Source organism: Pseudobutyrivibrio sp. MD2005 (genome assembly GCF_000621865.1).
In the GTDB taxonomy this organism is placed as follows: domain Bacteria; phylum Bacillota; class Clostridia; order Lachnospirales; family Lachnospiraceae; genus Pseudobutyrivibrio.
Genome location: NZ_JHXE01000013.1, coordinates 144381 through 170586 on the forward strand (window position 1 = coordinate 144381; position 26206 = coordinate 170586).

21 protein-coding genes and 2 tRNA genes are annotated in these 26206 nt (G+C 37.4%); 10 read left to right on the forward strand and 13 right to left on the reverse strand.

All coding sequences use genetic code 11. The annotated features are described in order from the left end of the window. Nucleotides 1–4 precede the first annotated feature (4 nt). From rdgB to T498_RS0105580, 6 genes are all read left to right on the forward strand, one after another. Complete coding sequence (rdgB, locus tag T498_RS0105555) at nucleotides 5–610, forward strand: RdgB/HAM1 family non-canonical purine NTP pyrophosphatase (protein WP_028235057.1); 606 nt, start codon at nucleotides 5–7, stop codon at nucleotides 608–610. Continuing rightward, nucleotides 591–1094 carry a metallophosphoesterase family protein gene (locus T498_RS0105560; RefSeq protein WP_028235058.1) on the forward strand — a complete coding sequence of 168 codons (504 nt, stop codon included), beginning with the start codon at nucleotides 591–593 and terminating at the stop codon, nucleotides 1092–1094. The genes rdgB and T498_RS0105560 overlap by 20 nt, the downstream gene beginning before the upstream one ends. Further along, nucleotides 1084–2598: an ASKHA domain-containing protein gene (locus tag T498_RS15015; protein WP_197019922.1), complete on the forward strand. Its 1515-nt coding sequence runs from the start codon at nucleotides 1084–1086 to the stop codon at nucleotides 2596–2598. The genes T498_RS0105560 and T498_RS15015 overlap by 11 nt, the downstream gene beginning before the upstream one ends. A gap of 178 nt (nucleotides 2599–2776) precedes the next feature. Beyond that, nucleotides 2777–3076, forward strand: a complete 300-nt coding sequence (locus tag T498_RS17060) for a hypothetical protein (protein ID WP_242839207.1) — start codon at nucleotides 2777–2779, stop codon at nucleotides 3074–3076. Further along, a complete protein-coding gene (locus T498_RS15020; RefSeq protein WP_242839208.1) occupies nucleotides 3010–3561 on the forward strand; it encodes a DAPG hydrolase family protein in 552 nt (183 codons plus the stop codon). Before T498_RS17060 ends, T498_RS15020 begins: the two co-directional genes overlap by 67 nt. Before the next feature lie 673 nt (nucleotides 3562–4234). Then, entirely contained in the window at nucleotides 4235–5449 is a 1215-nt protein-coding gene (locus T498_RS0105580; RefSeq protein WP_028235060.1) for a PDDEXK nuclease domain-containing protein, read from the forward strand. 173 nt (nucleotides 5450–5622) lie between these two features. On the opposite strand, the gene T498_RS0105585 is transcribed toward T498_RS0105580, so the two are convergent. The 10 genes from T498_RS0105585 to T498_RS15035 form a co-directional block, all read right to left on the reverse strand. Continuing rightward, nucleotides 5623–6294, reverse strand: coding sequence for a hypothetical protein (locus T498_RS0105585; RefSeq protein WP_028235061.1), 672 nt, complete (start codon nucleotides 6292–6294; stop codon nucleotides 5623–5625). A gap of 21 nt (nucleotides 6295–6315) precedes the next feature. Further along, nucleotides 6316–7092, reverse strand: coding sequence for a hypothetical protein (locus T498_RS0105590; protein ID WP_028235062.1), 777 nt, complete (start codon nucleotides 7090–7092; stop codon nucleotides 6316–6318). Between the two features lie 34 nt (nucleotides 7093–7126). Next, nucleotides 7127–7702, reverse strand: coding sequence for a hypothetical protein (locus T498_RS0105595; protein WP_028235063.1), 576 nt, complete (start codon nucleotides 7700–7702; stop codon nucleotides 7127–7129). Between the two features lie 22 nt (nucleotides 7703–7724). Next, a complete protein-coding gene (locus T498_RS15025) occupies nucleotides 7725–8480 on the reverse strand; it encodes a FlxA-like family protein (RefSeq protein WP_051524621.1) in 756 nt (251 codons plus the stop codon). Between the two features lie 188 nt (nucleotides 8481–8668). Further along, nucleotides 8669–10057, reverse strand: a complete 1389-nt coding sequence (locus T498_RS0105605) for a sensor histidine kinase (protein WP_028235064.1) — start codon at nucleotides 10055–10057, stop codon at nucleotides 8669–8671. Next, a complete protein-coding gene (locus T498_RS0105610) occupies nucleotides 10057–10773 on the reverse strand; it encodes a LytR/AlgR family response regulator transcription factor (RefSeq protein WP_028235065.1) in 717 nt (238 codons plus the stop codon). Before T498_RS0105610 ends, T498_RS0105605 begins: the two co-directional genes overlap by 1 nt. 160 nt (nucleotides 10774–10933) lie before the next feature. Beyond that, on the reverse strand, nucleotides 10934–11575 hold the full coding sequence (locus tag T498_RS15030; RefSeq protein WP_051524622.1) for a hypothetical protein: 642 nt from the start codon (nucleotides 11573–11575) through the stop codon (nucleotides 10934–10936). 505 nt (nucleotides 11576–12080) lie between these two features. Next, nucleotides 12081–12164 (reverse strand) — tRNA-Leu (locus T498_RS0105620). A gap of 76 nt (nucleotides 12165–12240) precedes the next feature. Next, complete coding sequence (locus T498_RS0105625; RefSeq protein WP_028235066.1) at nucleotides 12241–13509, reverse strand: diaminopimelate decarboxylase; 1269 nt, start codon at nucleotides 13507–13509, stop codon at nucleotides 12241–12243. Further along, the gene (locus T498_RS15035; RefSeq protein ID WP_051524623.1) at nucleotides 13506–14183 is read right to left on the reverse strand and encodes a lytic transglycosylase domain-containing protein; all 678 of its coding nucleotides are present in this window, start codon (nucleotides 14181–14183) and stop codon (nucleotides 13506–13508) included. Before T498_RS15035 ends, T498_RS0105625 begins: the two co-directional genes overlap by 4 nt. Before the next feature lie 67 nt (nucleotides 14184–14250). On the opposite strand from T498_RS15035, the gene T498_RS0105635 reads away from it, so the two are divergent. Beyond that, nucleotides 14251–14322, forward strand: a tRNA-Thr gene (locus T498_RS0105635). A gap of 100 nt (nucleotides 14323–14422) precedes the next feature. Here the strand turns inward: T498_RS0105635 and T498_RS16165 are convergent. Beyond that, on the reverse strand, nucleotides 14423–17056 hold the full coding sequence (locus T498_RS16165) for an ATP-binding protein (protein ID WP_197019924.1): 2634 nt from the start codon (nucleotides 17054–17056) through the stop codon (nucleotides 14423–14425). A gap of 94 nt (nucleotides 17057–17150) precedes the next feature. On the opposite strand from T498_RS16165, the gene T498_RS0105645 reads away from it, so the two are divergent. The 3 genes from T498_RS0105645 (at nucleotide 17151) to T498_RS0105655 (ending at nucleotide 23708) form a co-directional block, all read left to right on the forward strand. Beyond that, nucleotides 17151–17864: a LytR/AlgR family response regulator transcription factor gene (locus T498_RS0105645; RefSeq protein ID WP_028235067.1), complete on the forward strand. Its 714-nt coding sequence runs from the start codon at nucleotides 17151–17153 to the stop codon at nucleotides 17862–17864. Nucleotides 17865–18002: 138 nt separating this feature from the next. Next, nucleotides 18003–20408, forward strand: coding sequence for a hypothetical protein (locus tag T498_RS0105650; RefSeq protein WP_028235068.1), 2406 nt, complete (start codon nucleotides 18003–18005; stop codon nucleotides 20406–20408). Between the two features lie 264 nt (nucleotides 20409–20672). Beyond that, on the forward strand, nucleotides 20673–23708 hold the full coding sequence (locus T498_RS0105655; RefSeq protein WP_028235069.1) for a hypothetical protein: 3036 nt from the start codon (nucleotides 20673–20675) through the stop codon (nucleotides 23706–23708). A 70-nt stretch (nucleotides 23709–23778) separates the two neighbouring features. Here T498_RS0105655 and T498_RS0105660 read toward each other — a convergent pair whose 3' ends face one another. Both T498_RS0105660 and T498_RS0105665 read right to left on the reverse strand, forming a co-directional pair. Next, nucleotides 23779–24303, reverse strand: coding sequence for a flavin reductase (locus T498_RS0105660; protein ID WP_028235070.1), 525 nt, complete (start codon nucleotides 24301–24303; stop codon nucleotides 23779–23781). Between the two features lie 20 nt (nucleotides 24304–24323). Beyond that, nucleotides 24324–26156: an EAL domain-containing protein gene (locus T498_RS0105665; RefSeq protein WP_207638270.1), complete on the reverse strand. Its 1833-nt coding sequence runs from the start codon at nucleotides 26154–26156 to the stop codon at nucleotides 24324–24326. Nucleotides 26157–26206: the final 50 nt, after the last annotated feature.

The following is a 26206-nucleotide window of genomic DNA, read 5'->3' on the forward strand; positions in this document are numbered from 1 at the left end:
TAAAATGAAGATTATTTTTGCAACAGGTAATGCTAATAAAATGCGTGAAATCCGAGAGATTCTTGGAGAGGAAAAATACGAAATCAAGTCCATGAAGGAAGCTGGCATTGACTGCGATATTGTGGAAAATGGAACTACTTTCGAAGAGAATTCTCTGATAAAAGCAAGAGCGATTGCAAATTTGGCAAAGGATGCGGTTATTCTTGCAGATGATAGTGGCTTAGAAATAGATGCTTTGAACAAGGAACCGGGCATTTATTCTGCTAGATATATGGGTGAGGACACATCTTACGATATTAAGAATGCTAATCTGATTGAGCGTCTGAATGGCGTAGAAGAAAAGGACCGCAGTGCTCGTTTTGTATGTGCAGTAGCCGCAGTTTTCCCTGATGGAACAGAAAAATGTGTCAGAGGAACAATTGAAGGCTACATAGGTTATGAGCCAATGGGCGAAAATGGCTTTGGCTATGATCCTATTTTCTATCTATGGGACAAAAAGGTTAGTACAGCCAGCTTATCTCCAGAAGATAAAAATGCAATTAGCCACAGAGGCAAGGCTTTAAGAATGATGAAGGAAGAAATTGAAAAGTATGAAAATATTGGTTGTTAGTGACACACATGGCAAATCAGAAAATCTTAGGGATGCAATAGAGATTGAAAAGCCAGATTTGATTTATCATCTTGGAGATGGACAGGGTGTGGAAGATAATCTTTGGATGATGAGCGAGGCTCCTGCCGAATGTGTATGCGGCAACTGTGATTGGGGCACAAATCTTCCATCTGAAGTAGTTCTTGAAGTAGGCAAGCATGTAATCTTATTGACACACGGACATTATTACGGAGTGAATTATGGCTACGAGAGGATTGCAGCAGCAGCTCATGAAAAGGGCTGCGATGTTGTTCTTTATGGTCACACTCACGTTCCAACAATTGATCATTATGAGGATTTGATTATAGCAAATCCTGGAAGTATAGCATTTCCAAGGCAAAATAGTCATGAACACACTTACATGACAATTTTGTTAGATAATGAAGGTGAATTCAAAATGGATTTACATTCGTTAGAGGAATATGATAGGGCTTATGGAAATTAAGATAGTTATTGTAGGTGTCGAGCCTCAAAAGGAATATGTATTGAGGACAGATGGTCCTATAAGTTTTGTGGATGCCATGGAGCAGCTGGGACTTAGTTTTTATCGCCCATGCGGTGGCATAGGAAGATGTTTGAGCTGCGCAATTAAATTTGCTTATGGCATGCCTCAGATGACTTCTGACGATGAAAGAGCATTAGACTTTTCTGACATGCGCGCAGGATGGAGATTAGGGTGCAAGTGCGTAATAACTCGTGATTGCAAGATTGAAGTCCCTGCGTCTCTAGCTTCTGAAATCACTTCTGTCATTGCAGACGAGCTTTCCGAAGATGAGGATTTGAATAAAAGAGATATAGGAATCGCTGTTGATATTGGTACTACCACACTTGCAACAGCGGTTATAGACGTGCATACTGGCAAGATTCTTCGCCAAAGAAATTGCACCAATACCCAGCTAAAATTTGGCTCTGATGTTATGACACGAGTTAAGGCGGCTATTGATGGGCATGGCGAGGAATTAAAAAATTGTGTGCGTGATGACCTTACAAAACTTGGCAAGGAGATACTTGGCGAGGATTTCATGATGAACAAAATAGTGTTCAGTGGAAACACTATTATGACGCATTTGTTACTGGGGCTTACTGTAGACGGACTTGCAAAATATCCATTTGTCCCACACACATTAGACAGCGTTAGCTTTGTGGAAAAAGGCAGAAATATTTTCTTCATGCCGGGGATAAGTGCATTTGTTGGCGGCGATATCGTTTCGGGATTATATTATCTTAAAATGAAAGCCATAGATAAAAAAAGAGAAAATGAAAAATTCTTACTGGTTGATTTAGGAACGAATGCTGAGATAGTATACTTTGATGGTCAGACATATTTTTGTACTTCTGCTTCTGCTGGCCCAGCATTGGAAGGTGCGAGCTTAAGCTGTGGTGTCGCATCAGTGCGCGGCGCAATCAATCATTTAAGTATAAATAATGGCAAATGTTCATTTACTACAATTGGTGGTGAGGCACCTATTGGTCTTTGCGGTAGTGGTGTAATAGATTTAGTTCATGAACTTCATAGAAATAAGCTCATTGATGATGGAGGCTTACTCATCTCAAAATATGCTGAAGAAGGATATCCGGTCACAGAAAATATAATCATGACGGGGGAAGATATTCAACAGGTGTTACTTGCAAAGTCAGCTATATGCTCGGCGATAGAGCTCCTTATAAAGGAAGCTGGCGCTTCTATTGATGACATTGAACATCTTTATGTATCAGGAGGATTAGGGGCTTCTATAGGCATTTGGGCGGCTTCTGGAATAAGAATATTTCCACCAGAGCTTATCAACAAGTTTGAAGCTGTTGGAAATTCTTCATTACATGGTGATATTGAATATATAATACACGGAGATACGGAAATGTTAGAGGATATACGAGCAAATGCCAAAGTGGTAATCCTCAACGATAACCCAGAGTTTGAACGATTATTTATAGAAAATTTAAAATTGTAGATTTAAGGGCTTGAGGCATTAGCACTCAAAACGGTAGATTTGTTTTACATGGATTTAGATATTATTTTTTGATAGTATCTGAATCTTTTTTTCACAAAAAATAAATAATATTTTGATAGTATCCAAATATTCCAATCAGACTGACATTCCCATAAATGTAGGAAGGAGTACGGGGATTATGAAAGTTGCAGTGTCAAAGGAAGAAAGAAGCTTATCTTATTATAAATACTATGAAAAAGAACTGGCAGAGATTCCACAAGAAAAAATAGATATTTTAAATGGTGGGGCTTCTCAAAAATCGATTGTTCCATTAAGCGAGAAAAACTTATATTTAAGTGGCGATGACAGCGAGTATTGTCAGATAGGCTATGGCACAATGTCAGATGGATTGGCTTTTGTAATGAAACATATATGCCTAAAGTTACACCTGAAATGCTTGACTGGTGGTTCCCTTGGCATAGTGTGGGTTCTGATTTAAGATACAAAATCTGGGATCCTGAAGATCACTATTTCGCAAGAGTTGATATGGCGGACTACGTTATAGATACAAATGTTCCAATGGATCAAAAAACTTGGGGCGTAAGTCACTACATTATTGAAGATATAGGCTTTGGTCCAGATTTTCTCAAACTTAATTTCAAGAGACCTAAAGATTTTGGATATGATGAGTCCATTATTGGAACAGAAAAGTGTACGTCTTTAGTATGTGCAGTTGGGGAAGGTAATTGTGCAGCTGCGATGACTCACAAATGGTATCCATACAAGGATGGGGTGATGTTCTGCTCTAGATTCTGGGTTGGTGTAATAATGACAGAAAGTGGTGAGCTTATTAATGGTATGCCTGAGGGGATAAGTGTACCGCTACAGGTCCCAAAGAACCTTTATGCTCACAACATTAAGGAGTTTACTAACCTAGCATCTTTCCTACCACAGATATATGTTGAGAATAAAGATAACTTCTAAATCAAAAGAAATATATGTGGTTATCCTTGGTGGCATTGTTAGAATATCAGTTAAGATTAGTATATTATGACTTCTTGTGGGCTACTTAAGGAAAAAGCCCACAAGAACTTGGCTTTGCCAAGCAATATTTTCTTGCAGAAAATATTGGTCTTTGTCCGGTTCTTGATTTTCTGAGGAAAATCAAAAACCTATCACAACTAAACCAACGTGAGCACTTTGTGGGAAGATTTGTGATATAAATTAGCTAATATTGGGGAAATTCTATCGCAAGAAAGCTAGAAGAGCTTATACATTCATTGCTTTGTGATAAATATGAGAGAAATTCAGAATATTTGTATCGCAAAAGTCTCGAGAAGCCGCAGATACTCGTTGAGTTGTGATAAAACAGTAGATAATTAGATACACAAGAGGAAGGATATATGTATTCACTAAAAAAGTGGCCTAGCAAAGCTAGACCACTTTTAATTTATGCCGGCTGCGGGACTTGAACCTTAAACAGGGTTCACAAATACTATAAAATCAAGGAGGAAAAGCATGTCGGAAGTCTCGTTGCCCTTTTGGTTGCCTTTTTTATATTCATATGAAGCTCATGAAAATATGAAAAATAATCTATTTGCCAATGGCTAAGGCCTGATATAAAATTTATGCTATAAGAATTTAGGAGGCATTTTTAATGACCGATAACAATATGAATAAACCAAGGGTTGTGAAATCACATGATCTTACTCTTGATAAAGATTATACAGAATGGATAATTGATCTTAAACAACGATATCGTAACTCTCAGGTTAAAGCTGCTGTTAAAGTAAATTCAGAGCAATTACTCTTTAACTGGCAGCTTGGCAGAGATTTAGTTATAAGAAAAGCTGAGGAAAAGTGGGGCACAGGTATCGTTGAGCAAATCAGTTTAGATTTGCAAGCAGAGTTTCCAAATGTAAAAGGTTTTTCTGCCCGCAACTTATGGAATATGAAAAAATGGTACACTTTCTATTCCACAAATGATTCTTTTGAATCTACAATCAGACAGTTAGATTCAATTCTTGATAATAATCAAAAACTGCAACAAGTTGCTGCAGAAATACACGAGACCTGTTCATCTGCAAAACTGCAACAGGCTGTTGCAGAAATTGAGTTTCCAACTGTTTTTAGTTTTGTTCCTTGGGGACATCACATCGAAATCATAACTAAATGCAAGGATATAGATGAAGCTTTATTTTACATAAAACGAACTATAGAGCGTGGTCTTAGCCGATCGGCGCTGGATGATTGCATTAGAGCAGATTTATTTCATACTTCAGGTGCGGCTCTTACAAATTTCTCAGAGAAGCTTCCTGATGCTCAAGGAAAAATCGCTCAGGAGATTCTTAAAAGCAATTATGATTTAGGTTTTGTTACATTACCAGAGGGCTATGACGAAACTGATTTAGAAAATGTTATAGAAACACGCATGACACGATTCCTGCTGGAACTTGGAGAGGGCTGGGCCTTTATAGGAAGGCAAAAAGAAATAATTATAGCCGGAAAAACACGAAAAATTGATTTGCTTTTCTATCATATATACCTACGTTGTTATGTAGTTATAGAATTAAAAGTTACTTCTTTTGACCCAGAACATGCAGGCAAATTGAACTTTTACGTAAATGCGGTGAATGAATTTATACGAAAAGATAGTGATAATCCTACAATTGGCCTTTTAATCTGTAAAGATATGGATAAAACTGAGGTACAATTAGCATTTCAAGGTATAACTACTCCAATGGGTGTTGCTACATATGAGAATGTCAAAATTAAAGAGATACAGGAACACTTGCCTACAACTGAACAAATACAGCAGCAGATAGAAATAGCTGAAGAAGAATATAAGCAGAGGCAACAACAGGATAAATGATTAACATAGAAATACAATACAAAAAATGACTCCCCGATAACTGGAAAGAAATGTACGACAGAATTAATTACTTGTAATTATGTATTTTTGAAATCAATTGATGTTTGCCTAACATAAAACAACGGTTTGTGCAGCTTTGATACTGAACAAACCGTTGTTATTTTATTATCAGTTTACTTGCTAACATATACTGTATTCTCATTAATCACTTCCTTAGATTCGCTTTCCTTCGCCTTAAAATAATTATCAAAGAGCGAATCCGCAGCATCCATGGTTTGTTGGCAAATAGAAGGTAGTTTTCTTCCCCAAGACTTACCTGCTAAACCAAATCCTTTATGCATTGCCTTTTGCATTTCATGCATTTTTTCTACATCATCACCAGCTAATGCGCTAGCAAAATCAAAAAGTCTCTGTGACGTTTGTTTTACGCCCCAATAACCATCTTCTCCAATATCAGCCTGAGCTTTTGCTTTGGTGGCAGCATCAACTTTGAAATTGCCGCCAGCTAACATTCGCCAAAAGCTGTCATCATTTGCTTTTCCAAATGTTCCAACTTGTCCTGAAATAGTCTTATTAACTAATTCAAGCATCTGCTGCTTCTGCTTTTCCATATTATCCTTTAATTGTTGTACTAGGGCAGCGCGGTCCTCTTTGCTCATCTTATTGATTTTGTATGAACCCGTTTCAGTTTTATCACCCTTTTCGTATGTAACCCCTTCATCATTCGATTTTTTATTTATACTGTTTATTCTTACTGGTGTTTCTGTATTCTCAATATTACTAGGTTCATTTGAAGTTAAAGCTGTAGGTGTTACATTTGAAATTCCATTTATATCCATACCCATAATAAATACCTCCATACAAAACTATTCTTTGAAGTCATACTTACTTTTTACTAAGTCATTTAGAGAATTAGAATAGCGTCCTTGTTTGTTATAAGAGCTTCCTACACCAGCAGCATTCGCAATTGAATTTCCCTTATTCATTAATTGCGAAGCATATGAATTATGGCCAGTGAATAGCGATTTAAGGGCTCCTATATCAGCCTTTTTTAACTGGTCCACATCTAACGAAAGCTTATTTCCCTTTCCAATATATATTCCTACTTTGTTAAGAGTTTTCTGATGTGCGGAAGTTGTTTTTGTCATCCACGCACCATTTCGTAAAACGCTTTTAGTGTTGGAATTACCTGCAGCTTCAACAGTACTGTTATAGTCTTCAATAAATGCATTTAAAGCCTTCTCAATATCCGACCAGTTATAATCTGATTTAGCTTTTTCTTCTCCTGTTAATTCATCTTTTTCTGTAATTGTTTTTTGTTCCCATAAGGATGCACTCATGAGCCTTTCAGAAGATTTGGATAAAGCACTTGCTGCTTCAGCCATTGCAGTTAACTTAGCCGAAGAGTCTTTTCCGGCATTGGCTTTCTGGGCTTTGTCCTGTGCATAATAAGCCTTCATTAGCTTTCCGTAAGTTCCACTTTTGATGAGTGAATAGTCGGATAGACTAAATGATCCACTGGAAACTTTAGGTGCTGATGCACTTAACCCATCTAAGAAATTATTTGAATAGTTTTGATTGTTCACGTTGTAGTTCTCGTCGAAATACTTGTGATTTGATACATAGTCGCTAATCCTTGCCATAATAATCGACCTCCTTGTCTATAACCCAATCCTTTTAAATACGATAATCAAATGGTATATAATTCACAGGAATCCTCTTTTCCTGTTCAAGTTTTTCTAACTCTTCTTCAGTCAGCATCATCTGATTCAACTCATCCTCGGATAGTATCTCTTCTGATGATTGCTGTAAGTCTTCAACCATTTCCTCAGTAACTTCTTCAACTGCATCTGTAAGATTATCCATTAATTCGTCAAGCAATCCGTCATTCTCAACGCCAGTTGCTTCTTCAATCATATCTTCACGACGCTCTTCAGGAGTCTTAGGTTCATTCTTTTCAGCAGCCTCAGCAATCTTTTCTGCGAGTTCCTGAGCCTCATCAAATACATGAAACATTTGAGCATTGTTGTATTCTATTTTTGCTGCCGCAATCTGATCCTCATATCCATGAAACATAGCAAGCTTTTTGGCGATTTCATCAATTGTGTCCGCTTTCATATTTTTCAGATTTTCTTTTTGCTGCTCAAAGAATGCTATTTTATTGTCCCTCTCTGCTTGTCTATTTAATCTATCTTGCGTACTTTTTAATCCAAGATTACCTAATAAATCTATGCCCTGTAACTTTATATTCATAGGCAAATCCTCCTAGAATGTTTTACAACAACTCATCAATATTGTTACCAACAGGGGTATCTGGATTAATCTCAACTCCCTCTGGAATTGAGTTGTCTACAGTAGCTTCACGCTGTTCTTTATTTGAATTAGTTGATTTATCTGCAATTTCATCATTATTATTTTCAGCAGCCTTATCTAATTCTTTATCTGCTCGATTTAATACTTCCAGCTGAGCTGATTCTATATCCCTATTTCTAGATTCAATATTAGCAAGTTGTTCCTGTTTCTTTTCTACATCTTTGCCTCTGGCAGAATCTAGTTTGATTTCTGTTTCAAGAATGCCTGCTTCGCCTTTCAGATTGGCCTTAACAGCGCCCCCTGCTTCAACTTGATTTATAGCACTATCTGCTGATATAAGAGCTTTCATACTAGCTGTAGAAATTCCTTTTGCAGCTTTAGATGATTTAGCTGTTTGTTTGCCTCCAAGCATATCCTCCATAGACGAGCCTTTGCTCTGTCTGTTTTCTTTCTTCTGCTCAATTTGATGTTGGCGTAATTGATTTTGCAAATCAGTTATTTGCTTTTGAATTTCTTGACGTTTTTTCATTTTTTCATCTATGGACATTTCTTTATCTTCGCCAAGAGATTGAAGCTGTTCTTTAGCATTATTTATCTGCTCTTGAAGGCTTTTACTATACGAATCCATCTGTTGATTTTGGTTTAGCTGGAATGTAGTACTGGATTTATGCAATTCACTTATATTATTCATATTGATATTCATAGAAACTGTCCCCATACTTTAACCCTCCTTGGTATAAATTCGAAATCCTTTTCTTATAAAAACTGATACTTATAGCTTTCTATAATCGCTATCGACTATGAATTTTTCAATCTAAACCCATTTGATGTGGACTGCATCTAATATGATGTGAATAGCACTAAAAAAGCCTGCTGCATTTCTGCAACAGGCACCATTCTATATTCTTATCCAACAAACATTATGTTGAGCACAAACCATAACCCATCATTTTCACTGAATTGCTTAATTTCAATATCACCATTGTATTTTCTGGCGATCTCCCTTATGTTACGTACACCAAATCCATGGCCATCGTCATTCTTTATTGAAATAGGAATACCTTCTTCATCAATCTGAGCCTTTTTATCAGACTTATTCTTAATGCTAATAATGTAAACATTTTCTCGTTCAACAGATGTTATCTCTACATATGGCTCATTAACACTAAGTGAGGCTTCATAGGCATTTTGTATGGCATTTGTAAGAACCACACACATTTCAAATGGATTAACGGCTACATTACTTGGATATTTTAAGGATGTCTTTAGTGTTATGCCATTATCAGCAAACCTATCTACAAACTCTGATATTGCAATATCAGTTACGGCATTTCCAGTTTTAGCAGATGGAACTATATTCTTATATGTCTCTTCCCAATTACCAAGATAATCCCTTAGTTCCTGATACTTTTCTGTCTCCAAAAGACCTTTCATTACAGCCATATGATTGCCTGTATCATGACGTAAGGCTCTCATCTGTTGATATACAGTCTCAATTTGACCTACATACTTTTTGCTATCTTCGATCTGTTTAGCCAACACACGATTAGCATATTCTATTTCCTTGTTAGCCTTTATGCTCTGATAAAAGTAAAGTGTAACACAAAGCGTTAAATAAGCCATTATGCAAAACAGTATGCGATACATATTGCCTGGAATATTAGCCTTGATGCTTCCGTTTTCAATGCCATCAAACCATAGCATATAGTACGAATAAATAATTCGTGTAGCAAGGAAGATGCTTATACATGGAATTAATAACATAATCAGTTCCTTCCAAGATAGGTCTTCTTGCTTATTTTTATATGTTTTTAGAAGCAGCTTGATAGAGAAGAAAAGTAGCAATAAAGCTAATCCATACTCGACAATCGTTGATACAACATATTCAGCTACAATTGCAGGGATGCTTTCTCTAAATAATTTAAAGTTAAAAACAAAATCCCTTTCATAAAAACCAAGCTCAGTGAATATTTCCAAGCTTAACCATCTAATGATAAAAAAGCTAACACACAGAAATATTTTCTGCATAAGATTTCTTTTTTCATCTAAATAGAAAAGAATCACGCCAACAAAAAACAATGAAAAAATCGAGATTGTTAGTCTTATTCCATTTTGGACATCAATATGCCTTAGTATACAGTCTGTAATCCATTCGAAAACTACTGCATAATAAACTGACTTCATATTTTTTACAAACGGCCTGAGCCAATATATAAATAACACAGAAGTAATTATGCAATATATCTCGATTACAATATTCATAAAATAATTAAAGAATGCATCAGACACCATCATCACAATCCTCTTGTATTAAATGATAAATAAGCTCTTACCAAATCTTGATACTTGCCTCGGGCAACAGGTATTTCTTCGCCAGCCACTTTTACGATTTTGGAATTATAAGATTGAATTGCGTAAAGATTAATCAGATATGCCCTATGAACCCTAAAAAAGTCATTTCCAACAGTATTCTCTAAATCTGTCATTCGTCCATAGTATTCAATCTCATCATTATCCCTCATGTGAAGCACAATTCTACGGTTAAATACCTCAGCAAATGCAATTTCTGATATAGAAACACTTCGGCTTAATCCATTGGCTTTGATTATAAATGACTTATTATCAGGCACTACTGGCGTTACTCTAGTTTGTCTATGTATTATTTCTTCAATGGCTGCATGCAACACCTCGTTTAACTTATTTTTATCAATGGGTTTAACAAGATAGTTAAAAGCTCTCACATCGAAGGCATTAAAAACATATTCCTCCAAAGCAGTAACAAAGATAATCACTGCATCACTTCCATTAGCGCGGACTTGCTTAGCGAGCTCCATGCCATCAATTCCAGGCATCTGTATATCTAGAAACAGAATGTCAGGATTATATTCTGCTTCCAATAAATCCTCAGCAGATTCATAGCATTTAACGATGGCATCTGTAATCTCATCAGAAATGCTTTTTGCTATGAAATCTCTTATATATTTTTCATCATCACATATTGCAATTTTCATTTCCACCCCCACTGTATATACGAATATTATAGCTGATTTTACGATATATATACCTTGCCTATTGCGTGAAACGCAGTTTTTTTGTTGTGAAATGAATATATTGAGTTAGAAAAAAGGAATTATGGCTGTTATACCATAATCCCTAAATAAGAAAAAGTAGTTACGCTTTTAAATCAAAAGAAGTTTTTCCATTACTACCAAAAATGTTTTCTGTAATCGCCCTTAAATCAGTTCCCATGCCAATATATTCTTGCATCTCAAGCGTTCTGTTTTGTAGCTTCTCTAGTCTTTGCTTTTCCTCAGCCTCTTTTTCTTTCTTTTTCTTAAGTCGTCTTTTTTCATTTTTGCTATGAGCTGCTCTAGCTTCATCAGCCTTACGTTTTGCATTCTCACGTGCGATTTTACCATCAGGATCATTTGTACAGGCACTTGTCATGGTAATCTCACCATTAGAATCATATTCTATTGTCATAAACGTCATAACGGGACTACCTGGCATATTTTTTGTGAATGCAACACTTCTTTTAACACACTCATTTGTCACAGCAAGATTCTCTTCAAGAAAAGCAGCTTTTTGAGGATCCTTATTGCACTTTTCAAGAAATGCGCTAGAAACCGTCACTGTTACAGGTACTCCATACATATTTTTAGTCCCCGTATTCATTTCAGGATATTTTTCTTGAAGATATTTTGAATAATCATTTATATTCTTAAACCCTGTTTTTATCTCCTCGTGCCTTGTCACATATGGAGTAGATGTTTTGAGTTCCATTATCTGAGAGGTTACCCCGCATACATCCATAGTAGTCAACTCCTTTCAATCTCTTTCTAGTAATATCGGATACAGGTTAATCCGATATAGTCAATATGTTGTGAAACGTAAGGAAGCTGATGTGAATTGTATTTATTTTGAATTTAGCTCTAATGTGTGTTCATAGTAGTTTATACAATTATCACACTGATTGGATCGAGGCTACATATCTTCATTAGCTTGTGATAAATTTGGAAGAATATATGCTGGATTTTATCACAAGCTTAACGAAAAAACGTTTGTCTTAGCCTTTCTTGTGATATAAATCTGAGAATAATTGGGGAAATTCTATCGCAAGAAAGCTAGAAGAGCTTATACATTCATTGCTTTGTGATAAATATGAGAGAAATTCAGAATATTTGTATCGCAAAAGTCTTGAGAAGCCGCAGATACTCGTTGATTTGTGATAAAACAGTAGATAATTAGATATACAAGAGGAAGGATATATGTATTCACTAAAAAAGTGGCCTAGCAAAGCTAGACCACTTTTAATTTATGCCGGCTGCGGGACTTGAACCCGCACGATGTTGCCATCAACAGATTTTGAGTCTGCCTCGTCTGCCAATTCCGACAAGCCGGCGTCCGAAGTATAGTATACTAAAAGGGGTTCACTTTTTCAACAATAAAATGAAAAAGTTAGCCCCTTTTTTACTGATTTATTTTAGAATTCCATCAACGACTCCAAGCCCATCAAAAGTAGCAAGATAGTCTTTAATTGTTTCTGGTCGACGAATCAATTTAAAGCTTCCATCTTCCTTCAATAAAACCTCGGCGCTCTTGAGTTTTCCGTTGTAGTTGTATCCCATAGAATAGCCGTGTGCACCAGTGTCATGGATGAAGAGGATGTCGCCCATGTCAATCTTAGGAAGCTGGCGGTCAACTGCAAATTTATCGCAGTTTTCACAAAGTGAACCAGTGACATCATATACGTGATCCTCTGGGGCATTTTCTTTGCCAAGTACTGTGACATGATGATATGAACCGTAAACTGCTGGACGCATTAAATCAACAGCGCAAGCATCTACACCGATGTATTCTTTGTAGATGTGCTTTTCGTGAATAGCTGTAGTAACAAGTCCACCATATGGTCCCATCATAAAGCGTCCCATTTCTGTAAAGATTGAAACATCTGAAAGTCCTGCAGGAACTAGTATTTCATCGAATGCTTTATGAACACCTTCGCCGATTACTGCAATATCGTTTGGCTTTTGATCAGGGCGATATGCAATGCCGACACCACCTGAAAGATTAACAAAAGAAATTTCAATACCTGTTTTTTCTTTGAGCTCAACGATAAGCTCGAAAAGTGTCTTTGCAAGTGCAGGGTAGTAGTCGTTAGTAACAGTGTTTGATACTAAGAATGCGTGAATACCAAATTCTTCTACACCTTTATCTCTGAGAATCTGGTAAGCTTCAAAAATCTGCTCTTTAGTCATGCCGTATTTGCTGTCGCCAGGATTGTCCATAATTCCATTAGAAAGCTCATAGATACCACCTGGATTAAAACGGCAGCACATTTTCTTTGGAAAATGTCCAACAGACTCTTCGTAGAAATCGATATGTGTAAAATCATCAAGGTTAACAATTACACCCAAATCATCTGCGTATTTGAATTCGCTTGCAGGTGTGTCATTAGATGAAAACATAATGTCGTCACCTTTGAATCCAAGTTCGTTGGAAAGAGCTAATTCAACATATGAAGCGCAATCAACGCCGCAACCTTCTTCTTGTAAAATTTTAAGAATAAATGGATTTGGATTTGCCTTTACTGCGAAATATTCTTTGAAGCCTTTGTTCCAAGAGAAGGCTTTGTTTACAGCTCTGGCATTTTCGCGAATACCCTTCTCGTCATAGATGTTAAATGGAGTAGGGATGGTTTGTGTGATTTCTTGAATCTTAGATTTTGTAACAAATGGGGTTTTCATAAGTAATTCATCTCCGCTAGTGTGTTTCTTAATACTGCATAGTTCTCGGTTTCAGGCATTTGGCGCAGAAGTGATTTCAAATCTGCTTCGATTTCTTCTTTCGTAGCTGAGCTTGAAATGTAATTTGCATATGGCACGTTTGCTCCGCGCTTCATTATTGCCTTAATGTTTTTGACATAACTTTGAGTCTCGCCATATGGTGGTACACCATCATACATATCCACTACACTGCTACCGGCATTATAGGCAGCTAAAGCCTTGTCTACATTGCCATTGTATTGCTTGAGCTTTTGGGCAATGTATTTAGCGCCTGCCATAATATTCTCGTAGGCATCAAATGGATGCTCGAGGCCAAGCTCGCCAGCTGTTGCAGGCATAATCTGCATTATACCCATAGCACCAGAGCGGCTGACAGCGTCAGGATTAAAGCCTGATTCCTGCTCAGCCATAGCTGTCAACAAATCATAGCTAACCCCGTATTTCTGGCTCGCTTCAATAAAGATGTCCTTGTAAGATGTAGCAGTTTTAGTGGTGTCTGCTACAGTCTTTTGATTAAGGGCTCTTTCAAAGGTGTCGCTAGTGGATGTAACCTTTTTGGCTGTACTTTTAGTAGGCCCTTCGATAACCTCTTCATAGGTTACCTGAGAACCTGAATCTACCACCGAAATTTTCATACTCGTCCCCTTATCGGCTTGACATTAGTTGCCAACTTTGATATCCTTTTTCTTGCTGAAAAAGCAAGCTGGTATGGCTCAGAGGTAGAGCACTTCCTTGGTAAGGAAGGGGTCACGGGTTCAATTCCCGTTACCAGCTTTTTTTTTGTACCCAAAATTCCGTTACCAGCTTTTGATATTTAGATACACTTTATCACATTAAAGTGAAGATGTAAACTAGATTTTGCTCAATTAAAATTCTAAGCGTTTTTCAGCACATTCTTTAGCTTATCAAGTAATTCCCCGTATTCTTTCATTACATCATCATGATGTTCCTTTATATAATCATAACGATTTTCTTTAACAGCAAATTCCAATTCCTTGGCAGCAGCAGATAGTGGCGCAGCGCCAATAGTGAGAGATGTTCCTTTTAGAGAGTGGGCAACGATTTGATAGTTTGGCCAATCTTCTTTTGCTAGGAAATCTGAAAGGGCTGGGCGCTTATCCTCTGTCACATAGGTTGTAAGAATTTGTTTATAAAAATCTTCATCACCAGCAGCAAACTCAAGACCTGCATTTGTATCAATAAAGCTAAGTGCATTTACCCAATTGCTGTGAGAGACAGGCTCATTAATGGCAGATTGAGTATCAGGGTTTTCGTTTCTAATAATTAACTCTGCAGGTAGATGCTTAAGCACCATGTTCTCCAAATCCAGAGGACGGATTGGCTTTGACAGATAATCAGTAAAACCACTCTCCAGATACTTTTGATCAGCACCCATCATTGCGTTTGCTGTAAGCATAATGATAGGCGTGTTCTTGTTAGGGCTCTGAGGGTTGGCCTTAAGTCTGTTAAGAACCTCAATACCGTCCATCTCAGGCATCATGTGATCTAAGAATACAATATCGTAATGCTCTTTGTTAAGCATAGATAATGCTTCAGCACCGCTAAGCGCCAAATCAATAGTGATTTCAGTCTTTTTCAACAGTCCAACAAAAACATCTAAGTTCATTTGAACATCATCAACAGATAAGATTCGAGCCTTTGGTGCAGTAAAGCTTGAGTGATACTTGGCAGTTTTATTATTGTAGTTCTCTGAAATATTACCAATAGGAGTGCTGTTTACTACAATTTGAGGAATCTCTATCGTAAATACGGTACCTTGACCATAAACACTCTCTACATTGATGACACCATGTAAAAGAGAGACAAGGTTTTTAGTGATAGATAGTCCTAAACCAGAGCCTTGAATAGTTCTGTTGCGAGACAGCTCAAAGCGCTGGAAATTCTCAAATAAATGTGGAAGATCTTCTTTTTTAATACCGATGCCACTGTCAATTACCTTTAGAACTAAAATGATTGTATTGTTGTTTGCATTTTTGAAGCTCACATCAAGCATGATAGTTCCGCCGTTAGGTGTGTACTTAACAGCATTTGAAAGCAGGTTTGAAATAATCTGCTTAATACGAACTTCATCCCCCTCGAGAACTGTTGGCATAGTAGGATCGCATTTTGCTGAAAGATTTTGCTTCTTTTCAAGTGTCAGATTTAAGAACATACTGTAGCAATCTGAAATCAAATCGTTGACATGATATTCATCTGTAACAACTTCCAATTTTCCAGATTCAATCTTTGAGAAATCTAATACGTCATTGATTAATGATGTAAGATTTCTAGATGCAATTTTAATGTTATCAGCATATTTTAAGATGGTTTCATCAGTACATTCTCTACGAATTAATTCATCCATACCAGAAATAATATTGATAGGGGTACGAATCTCATGAGAAATGTTGCTGATAAACTCAGATTTAGCTCTGTTTGCAGCCTGTGCTTCTTCGATAAGACGATTTTCCTCAGTAAGATCGGTGGCAACAAGGATGTAACACATAGGCTCGTTATTGCGGTCCATCTTACATGAGAAATTAACAAGAGTAACTTTATCAGTGACAACGGATGTGAGCCTGTAGTCTATAGCGATTCCTTCGGTGGCTTTTTCGAACATTTTTAGAGGCTCACCGCTGTTTAATTTGAAGATTTCTTTTAGACGAATACGATGAGGCTCTTTGTTAAGGCCTAAAAGATTATTAGCATATTCGTTTGAAAGATTTAGGTGATAGTTAGTGTCAAAAACAAGTAGTCCTGTACCTAAAGTTGAAAAAATATCACGGCTAATACTATTTACAGTGATATAGAAAGTCATGTAGTTGTTGGCACCGGTGAAAAATACAACGAAGGCTAGACATATGCCAATGCAGTAGAAGATGTGAGAAAAGCTAATGTCGTGAGTGGTTTTTAGCACATCAGGAACTGCTGAAAATAAAAAGATAAAGTTAGATATAAAAGCAAATAAAACAAGGCGTCTTTCTCTGCGGTATTTTGAACTGAAAGCCCAAACAATACCAATAGTAGATAGACATATAGCAAAAACAATAAGATAAGTATAGTGGAAAATGTGACGATATGGATCGGAACGTGTGTAGCCAGTAAATGTAGCATAGCGGATAAAAGTATCTGTATCAGGATGGCCATAAATAACTACATCGAATATGGCTGCAATAGAAGCAAGACCGATAATAAGGTATTCTGCAATATGGCTGAAATTAAGGCAGCTGGTAATAAGCAAGAGCTCTGCAACCAAATAGATATCAATACCTATGAGTCCAATAAGGCGAAAATAGTATGCTAAATGAAGGTTAGTGCTTAGAGACATTGTAGCGTAACCCATACAACACAAACCATTGCCTATTGAAATTAAAAGAACTGAGTATTTAAAAAAGCCCCTAGTATGACGCTCTCGTCGTAGAAAGCTGGCACCTAGATGCATAGATGATGCTCCTGCTATGAGGAGTACGATATTAATATATAGTACGTTGTCTAAAAATTTTTCCATATGCATATTATATAAAATATTCACTTTATTTTCATTATCAAGTTGTTATAATTGTGGTATTATTTTTCTATAAGATTAAATTAAGGGGATAATTATGAGAGTAGCAGTTATTGATGACGAAAGTATTTTTCGAATGCAATTAAAAATGATGGTGGAGAGAGTATCTGCTAATAAGGCTATTCCAATCGAGGTTGAAGAATTCGCCAGCGGGCCAGATTTCATTTCAGTACTATCAGAAAGAAGATTCGATATTGTATTTATGGATATTTTCATGCCTGGTATGGATGGAATAGAAACCTCTAAAAAGCTTAGACAAAAGACTGAGCGTACTTTCCTTATTTTCATGACAGCTTCAGATGGACATTATCCTGATGCATTTTCGCTACATGCATTTGACTATGTGACTAAACCATTTAATCTGGAAAGAATTGATCAGGTGCTTACAGAGGTTATAGAGCATACACCGATGGATGAGACATTTATTAAAGTGTCTACAGGCTCTCTTGAGGAACGCATCTATCTTAAGGATATTATTTCAGTTACAACAGATGGTCATTATTTGGAGATTAATAAGTCCGATGATGGCTCTACCCGTGTCAGACTTACCTCTGGTGAGTTTTTACAAATGACAGGTTCCGATAAAAGGTTTTTAATGATTAACCGTGGAATTATCATCAATATGGACTTTATCGATTACGTGGATAATGGTGATGTACACATGGATGATAAAACAGTATTTCCAATATCTGCCAGAAAAGTTTCTGAGATATCTCAGCAGATAAAAGATTATCAATTTAGCACGAGATAAGTGAAAAAAATAAGCTAGAAGTGATTGTTTTGCCAAATTCAGTTAAATTTTGCCAAAACACTTGCTTCTAGTTTTTTTTCTGTTAATCTATATAAAGAGAAAAAATCGTCACTTTTGATAGAAAGGGTAATAATTGTTATGAAACGTTGTGCAGTTAAGGCCGCGGCTCTTAGTCTGTCTACAATTTCATTAGCAAGTACGGTTACATTTCCGGTACACGCCCAGGCTCCAGAGGAATCTGAGAGCCTTGTTTTCGTATCTGAAGATAATTCCGAAACCCTGCAGGCTGCAAGTGAGCAGCAAGTGACAAATGATGCTGCAGATACGTCACAGCTTTTAGATTCCCTTGAACCGGTGGAAGGTGCTGTGTCAGAGGAAGATATTCCAAATATCGAGGAAACAGTAGGGGCTACTGAAAACATTGAAAAGGCCAAAGATGCTATGGACGAATCAGAAGCTATGGCCAAAGAGGCGAGTGAATCAGTAGCAGAAATAACCGAAGAGACTAAACAATCTACGGGCCAGGCAGTTGAAACTGCAACTGAAGCGGCGACAGTGATATCAGACGAAAATACCACAGAAGCCGAAGCCGAGGCAATTATTGGTGATGCAGAAAAGACAGTCGATCAGGCTGAAGTAGATTATATCTCAGCAGAAGATGCATACAATAAAAAATTAGAAGAATACCAGGCTGCAAAAGAAGATTACGAGACAGCAGTTGCGGCATATAATTCAAATAAAGAAAAAGCAAATGCTGACCTTGCAGCAGCTCAGGAAAAGCTAGATGCGGCAAAAGAAAAGCTTGATGCTTTAGAAAAGCAGCTAGAGGCAGCTCAAAAGGATTTGGTAGATGCGGGAGCTACAGCGATAATTTCTGCCGATGACAATAAATCTACCGACGTTGCAGCATATGTTGCTTCAGTCGTTCAATACTACTACGCTCCAAAGATGCTTTTAGCAGAAGGAGAGCAAATACAGAACTTCGTAGTAAGCGATACATCCGCAGAGTATGTGACAATTACTTATGATGTGTACGATGTAGATGGCAATTTTGTTCGCTCTACAAAAGCTGATTATGGTTTTGATGTAGATAAAGCAACTGGAGAAATCCGTATATACGATAATAAATTAGAGTATACATATACAGATGCTAATGGAAAAGAAGTCGTTCTAAGTAAGGAAGACGCTGAAAAACTTAAGGATGGATTGGTGGAGATTGACAGTTATTGGACTGCAACAGGTTTCTATATTCCAAGATATTCAGCAGATTATCATTATACAGGAACTATTCCTGCTAAGGACTATAGTGATTCAAAAGCTATCAAGCAAGGCAACGATGCTGCCAAAGCAGCATATAGTGATGGAACTAAATACTATAATGCAGATGCATCCTTTGTGAGCGGAACCAGATCATCAGGCGACTATCTTGAAAAATATGATTTAAATCTCAATTACAAGGTTAGTTATGATCAGGTTGTTTACAGGCGGTTTAAGGTTGGTGGCTACACTCAGTCATATTCCGATGCAGTTGCAGATATTGTTGCAAATGGAGGAATAGTAATAAGCACTGAGGCAGAATACAATCGAGGTATCATAAGATACGTTGAAGGAATTGCAATCAGTGATGCTATCAAATCTGGAAAGTATAGTTCGTATTCAGAAGCACTTGCAGCAGTGAAGCAGGAAGCCCTTAATAATAAGGGTGTTGTAGGAATTGATTCAAGCAATTCTCCACTTGATATATCAGAACAGCCGGTGTATGCGAAGGTTGAAAAGGCCTACAACAACATATTCAGTAGTTTTAATAGCAACTATTCAGAATATGTTGCAGAGCTCAGAACAAAGCTTTCAGGCTATAGTGAGTCACTTCAAACAGTGGCAAAAGCTAAGGAAGAATATTCTGCGGCCAGTGAGAAAGTTGCAGATTTAAGGCAGCAGATTTCCAAATTAAATGCTGCAGATGATATTACAGCAGCTGCTACTATCACAAAGCTTGAGATTGAGCTAGAAAAAGCTGAAGCAAATTATAAACAGGCTAAAGAAAATCTTGATAATGCTAAGGCGGCACTAGCTGATGCTAAAACAACATTCGATTCTCGTTTTAATAATGACGTTGAGGAAGAGATTGTTGAGGAGATTGTTGAAGCAGATGCTGATACATCTGATGAATCATCTGGTGCTTCAACTGTAACAGAAATTGCACCTGCTGTAGTTCTTCCAGAGGTGATTCTCCCAGAGGAAATCCTTGAGGAGATTGAAGAAGTGGAAGATGACGACGATGATTCTGATTCTTCGGATAATGGTGGCGGAGAATCTGTTGCTGAGGAAGAGGAAGTTCCTGAAGAAGTTCCTGCTGAAATTCCACCAGAAACAGAAGAGATTCCAGAAGAGGAAGCACCTGCAGGTGTTACAATCGCAGGATTGCTTGCAAGAGGCAAGTGGTTTGTTGGTCTTGCAGGAGTTTCAACAGCCGGCGTTGGTGTGGCGGTCATTGAAGCAAAAAGACGTGCAGCAATAAAGATTATTGATAAGCTTAGTCAATAGAATTTAAATATTAAGAGGATTTAGTAATCGTAGTATGATACGGTGCTAATCCTCTTTTTTTATGCGCTAAAATAACAATTCTCTACAGGCCGATTTGTAGATATTTCTAAATTAGGAAAATTATTATTTGCCAGATTTAGTTCATTCCTGCCAATCCGTTGAATCACCCTATTTTTCAATGTTATAAATGATGACAGGTTCATAGATTGTTCACAGTTTGTGTATTGCAAATGTGAGCCAAAATGAAAGAGAGGGTGTATAAATATGAAAAGGAATGTAGTAAAGGCTATGTCTGTAGGTTTATCTGCAATCACAATTGCAGGGTCATTAAACTTAACAGCATTAGCAGATGAGGCAGATGCAACTTCGCAGGAGTCAACAGAGGCTTCTAGTGAATCATCAGATGCATCAGACGCAAGTCAGGAAGCTGGAGAAACACAGGAGTCTCTAACACCAGTTACTGATTATGTCAGAGAGAAAGCAGATGAAATTGCTCCAGTAGCTGAAGCCCAGACAGAGGCAGCACCAGCAATACCAGCAGATGACGTTGAGCCAGTGAGCGATGCAGGTGTTCCTGCAGAAGAAGCAGGCCAGGCAGCTCCTCAAGAGGAAGAAGTACCTACAGTTGATGGTTATATGCAGGAAGCTTCAGATGCTCTTAATAATTTAGCAAATGAGACAGAAGTTGTTGAAAAGGCCAACGATGATGTTGTAAAGGCTGATGGCGCAGCTCAGGCAGCTGAAGAAAAAGCAGCAGGATCTGCAAATGATGCTGATGCAGCAGCTACAAAGGCTCTTGATTCAGCTACTCAGGAAGATATAGATGCAGCAGCAACTGCAATTGCAACAGCAAAAACTGATTTGCAGGCAGCAGAAACAGCAGCTCAAACTGCAGAAACAAAGCTTCAGACAGCTAAAAATGAGCTTGTAAAATTATTTGAAGCTAACGGTATAAAGGATGTAAAAGATGAGGATTTAGATATACTTCTTCAGGCATTAAATGGAGAGGATGTATCTTCTGATTTATTAGATACTTTAGATGGAAATACAAAGAAAGCTGTTGTTGCAGCAGCAAATGCACTTGCTTTAGCAAAGACAGAGGCTGAAACAGCTGCAAGTGATAAGGCAGCAGCAGAGCAGGAACTTACAAGATTAGTAGGAGAGGATCTTCTTACAAAGATTGCATTACAGAAGGAAACAGTTTCTTCTGATGCTTGTACAGATGAGGATGTTGCAGAGCTTGCAAGACTTACATATGAGTATTATCTTTCTCAGAAAGTGGAAGGTTTTGTACAGGGCTCACTTACTCTTACACTTGTAACTAAGGATGCTGATGGCAATGATTTGAAGAAATCTGAATATTATTATCAGGCATCATATAAGGTTAAGGGTGTAGATGAAGATGGTAATGATGTTGAGACAGCTAAAGATGCAACAATTAATTACTTTGTAAATGAAAGCAAAGACATCGCTATTGTTGAAAAGATAATTACAGATGGTGTTATCGATGAGACAAATATTATTAAACCTGCGAAAGAAGGTCAGGAAGCTATACCTGAAAGCTGGAAGACAGTAGGCGGTAAGGAATTTGAATCAACAGAGACAACTCATACAGTTGATATTGATGCAAACGATGCTAGCAAAGGCTTCTATGCAATTGATACAAGCAAAGAGCCTGTAAATGTTGGTACTACAGACAGTGTTGCAACAGTAGTAGCTGGCAATGTAACTACATCATATGAAGCAACTGGTGAAGCTCATAATCCAACATATGCGTATGAGGCATATACAGTTACTGGTGGATATGAGCAGAAGACTGGACCTCAAAACAAAGAAATTAAATATTCGTGGGATATGTATAGTGAGGTTGAGGATTTAGTTAGCCAAGGATACAGTGTAAAAGTTACATATACACATCTATTCTCTGGTAAAACAGAAGAGGTTAGTATTAATGGTAATAACACTTGGCAGGAAATAAAGGCGTTCCTAAAAGGCTTAGTTGGAATTAGTTCTTACACTGTATCTACAACAAATACAATCGATGACACTACAAAGCCAATCACACATGATGAAGATGGTGTATGGGAGACAGTTACTCAGGATTATGTAAAGACTGTTACAACCACAACAAATCATAGTGTTGATACTAAAGATAATAAGGTTGATGACGAAGCAACAGCGAATGCTGCGATGGAGGCTAAAAAGCAGGAATTAATTAATGCAGGATATAAAAATGTTAGTGGTACAGTTAAAGATAATGGTGCATGGTTCTCTTGGAATAGGAGATATTATTATGTAATCTCTTATGATGAGGTAACAACAACTACATCAACAGAAACAAAGGTAATCTCAAAGAAGCAGTACGCAGCAGATAAATTTACAGAATACAACCCTGGTCAGCTTGCACAAGATCCAGAAGATGCAGTATATGGAACAAAGACCACATATGTAAATGGAACTACAACTCTTCAGACAGCATCTGGAATCGATACTACAGCAGCTAAAGAAAACTATGATGCTACAAAGGCTGTAGCAGAGGATCAGGATACAGTTGATGCTAAGAATGCAAAGGTTACAGTAATAGCTGGCAATGTAGAATCTGTAATTGATGCAATCAAGAAGGTGATTACTCTTAATTCAGATTACACATTAAAGCAGAATTCATTAGCTACAATTAGAGATATTGTTAATGGCGCATCTGACAATTACACAGCAGCTGTTGAGAAAAAAGCAGCTAATGATGCAGCTAACAATAATGAAAACCAAAACGGAACAACTGATGAAACAGGTGGCACAACAGGCGGTACAACAGAAGGAACAACAGGTGGCACAACAGGTGGTACAACAGGCGGTACAACAGGCGGCACAACAGGTGGTACAACAGGCGGTACAACAACAGCTACTACAGTAGCTACAGCACCTACAGCTATCGCAGATGCTCAGGTTCCATTGGCAGGCCCAGTTGCAAATAATGCAAATGCGCTAAACACAACAAATACTGCAAACAGAGCTAGAAGAAATGCTAATGTTAATGCAGACGCTGATGCAAACACAAATGCAGAGGGCGAAGATACTACAACAATCGCAGATGATGCTACACCACTTGCAGGCGATACTGTTAAGCCTGAAAAGGATGATAAAGAGGATATAAAGACAATAGAAGATGAAGAGACAGCTAAGGCTGGCGGCGAGAAGAAGAACATTCTTGCAGATGCATGGTGGGCTTGGATTCTCCTTATCATTGCAGTAATCGTAGGTGTAACAACTTACACAAAGAAAAAGCTTGAAAAAGACAAATAAAAATAGTCAGTAAAAATGAGGGCTGGTGATTAATTCACTGGCCCTCTCTTTTACGTGGATAATAAAATAACTAACGTGCTCTAATGTCTAAAATCTCTCCAATATACATTGTGTGGAAGTCATCTAAGTGACGCTCTGTATATTTCTCCTTTAGAATATCTGGATCTAATACAGTGTTTTCTGTCATTGGTACAGCTGCGATTTTGCGGCATAGTATGATGAAGTTTGCTTCGTCGATATATGGTGCATTTAACGCATGCTCAATATGAACGTGGCAAAGTTTAAGCTTGTCTTCATTTCGTCCGCTAATTTGATTTAAAACTTTCATCAACTGCACGTTATTTTTTTCTGACATATCAAAGAAGCATGCAGAAAAGTATTCAGACTCATCTATTAATTCCTTTGTATATCTGGTGTTTCGCAAAAACATATATACTACATTTTTGCCCCAAAGATGACCAACACCACCGTTGAAGGATGAAGTGGCATTAACTTTGTCTCCAGCTTCAGCAACGATTGCAATGCCATCATTTGCCAATTTTGTAAAAGGATTCCATTCTAACATATCGATTGGGTAAGGTTGAAATGTGTGCATATTCTTCTCCTTTTCGTGAATTAAAGATTATTGGTCTGAACAAAACGTAAATATTCGTGCTCAGGTAATGGTTTAGAGAAATAGTATCCCTGGATATAATCGACACCAAGATTTTTCATTTCTTCTAACTCATTTTCAGTCTCAATACCTTCGGCGATAATCTTTATGCCAAGGGAATGGGCCATTTCTATAACAGTAGTTACGATTGCCTGTGCGCGCTTATTCTTAAAGTATTCTTCAGAAAGATGTTTATCAAGCTTTACGATATTGACAGGCATATCGATGATATAGTTTAGGTTAGAACTTCCTGAACCAAAATCATCAAGTGAGAAGGTTAAACCATGCTCTATAAGTTTGTTCATATTATTAAGTAGGTTTTCTTTGCTGCTTAAAGAGCTTGTTTCAGTGATTTCTAAATTGATTAAGTTTGGAGAGACACTGTGCTTATCCAGTAGTTCCAAAAATCTTGAAACAAATACGGGACTTTCGCCCTGCTTTACAGAAAGGTTTAATTCGATTCTTTCAATCCCAAGGCGTTCTATACGATAAGTTCTAAGGAAGGAAAGAACTTTTCTATAAATGCTGTCGGATAAAGGAATAATTCTTCCAGTTTCCTCTACAATAGGAATAAACTCATTTGGATATACTAAAGTTCCGTCAGATAATCTGATACGAACTAAAGCTTCAGCACCTGTAAATTTGCCAAGTGATATATCGTAAATTGGTTGATAGTGCACCTCAATACGATCATGTTCCATTGCCTCAATAACCATTTTCTCAACCTGTTTGTTATGCTTAAGCTGTCGAATGGTTTCTGAATCTACTATGATTTCATTCTTGTTAACAGCGTTTTGATTTGTAGGAACCAAGCCAGACAAAAGCATTAATAGCTCGTCCGCATTCTCTGCAATATTGCTGTTAGGAATGATTGTATAGGTTGGATTGAGTAGAGTTATAGCATTTTCTACGTTAGGATCATCCTCAACTGATTGAAAATAGGTACCAATTTTAAATTTGGTACTTTCCATAAAATCTGTATTATCAAATACAAGAAGGAAATATCCTTCAGCTGTATCAAATACGCGGGCTGTATCTATGCTGAACAAAAATTCCGAAAGCATTTCGATAGTTTTTCGAAGAAGCTTTGTTTCGGTGTGGGCATCGGCCATTGTCCTAAAGGAAATCATCATCATCGAGAAGTTGATTTTGTGTTGATAGAGATAATCAAAATAATCTCTAATAACCGCCGAACTAAAATGGCCGGTACGTCTTGAAATCGCCCCAAGAGGATTTTCTAGCTCAAAGTACATGACAAGGGCTCCAAGACAGGCTGCAAAACTTACTATTAAGTATTTAGGCCTAATGTACTGAATGATGGCTGAAATGCTCCAAATGGCCATCCAAAACAGTAATGCGTTTATCTTTCCACGCTTTAGGTGTGCGCGAAGTATGAAGGTGGCAGCAACAATTGAAATAATGTATACAGCCACTAGTATATATGTTGCAAGTGCAGCCGTCCCATATGAATAAAGCACTTCTCCATTGTAGTAATAGTCAAGTGGGAGAGTGGCTGTAAATACCAAACCACAGAAATACAAATATCGATATGTCTGTCCTAGCATTTTTTCATGTTTGCTGCCCATTGTGTCTAAAATATCTGAAATCGTATACCTTAGTGCGGAAAAGGCTACTGTCTGTAGTGATAAAAGATAAAGCTTGCAAACTGTCAGTACAACATAAGGGTTGTATCTGGTAGAGTTTACTATAAAGTGGCAGGACGCCATATCCAATATTACGCAACCTAAAATGACATATATAGTTGTAATGAAGCGGCGCTCTGAACTAAGTCCCATAGTAGGCTGTCTCTTATAAAAAAAGATAAGCATTACTATGATGACAAGGC